This is a genomic window from Streptomyces sp. NRRL S-495 (genome assembly GCF_000966955.1).
GTDB classification, from domain to species: domain Bacteria; phylum Actinomycetota; class Actinomycetes; order Streptomycetales; family Streptomycetaceae; genus Kitasatospora; species Kitasatospora purpeofusca.
Genome location: NZ_JZWY01001218.1, coordinates 1 through 1,077, shown reverse-complemented (window position 1 = coordinate 1,077; position 1,077 = coordinate 1). Strand labels below are relative to the sequence as shown.

At 77.1% G+C, this 1,077-nt stretch carries 1 pseudogene; it reads left to right on the top strand.

Annotated features, from left to right (window positions below):
• Positions 1-1,077, top strand: a pseudogene (locus VR45_RS40725) (polyketide synthase dehydratase domain-containing protein); the annotation flags it as partial.

Here is a 1,077-nt window from a genome sequence, read left to right as displayed (position 1 = left end):
TTCCAACGCACCCGCTACTGGCTCGACGTTCCGACCACGAGCCGGGACGTCGCCTCGGCCGGTCTCGCCACGACCGGGCACCCGCTGCTCGGCGCGGCGATGCAGGTCGCGGACTCCGACGAACTGCTGCTCAGCGGCCGGATCTCGCTGCGGACCCACCCCTGGCTCGCCGACCACGCGGTGTCGGGCGTCGTCCTGCTCCCCGGCACGGCCTTCCTCGAACTCGCGCTGCGTGCCGGGGCCGAGGCGGACTGCCCGGTGGTCGAGGAACTCACCCTCGGATCGGCGCTCGTGCTCCCGGACGAGGGGGCCGTCCACCTGCAGCTCCGGGTGGCCGTGCCCGATGGCGACGGCCGGCGAAGGCTCGGCGTGTTCGCCCGGACGACACGGGACGCCGACGCGCCCTGGACCGAGCACGCCACCGGCACCCTGGCACCCCGGCCCGCTGGGGACCCGGCGGGAGCCGCGGCCGGTCTGCTGAGCTGGCCGCCGTCCGGTGCCGAACCCGTCGACACCGGCGACCTCTACGAGCGCTTCGCCGAGGCCGGCTACCACTACGGCCCCGCCTTCCGGGGCATCCGTGCCGCGTGGCTCCGCGGCGGCGAGGTGTTCGCCGAGGTGGTGCTGCCGGAGCCGCAGCACGTCGACGCCGCGGGGTGCGTGCTGCACCCCGCGCTGCTGGACGCGGCCCTCCAGACCGCCGCGCTGCTGCCCGACCAGGACGGCCGGGCCCGGCTGCCCTTCAGCTGGAGCGGTGTGACCGGCGGGACCACCGGGGCCACCACGCTGCGAGTGCGGCTCCCACGACCTGTCCGGACGGCAGGTCCTCGGCGTGGAGGCACTGCTGCTGCGGCCGCCGGCCGCGGGAGGGCCGCTCTCCGCGACCGCCCACGCCGACCTGCTGTACCGCCTCGACTGGACCCCGGCCACCGAGCAGGCCGACAGCGCCGTGCCCACCTGGGCCGCCCTCGGCGGTGCCGTCCCCGGCGCGGAGTCGTGGCCGGACCTCGACGCCCTGGGGGCCGCCCTCGCAGCGGGCACCGCCCTCCCCGAGGTGATCGTGGCGGCCGTCGCCAC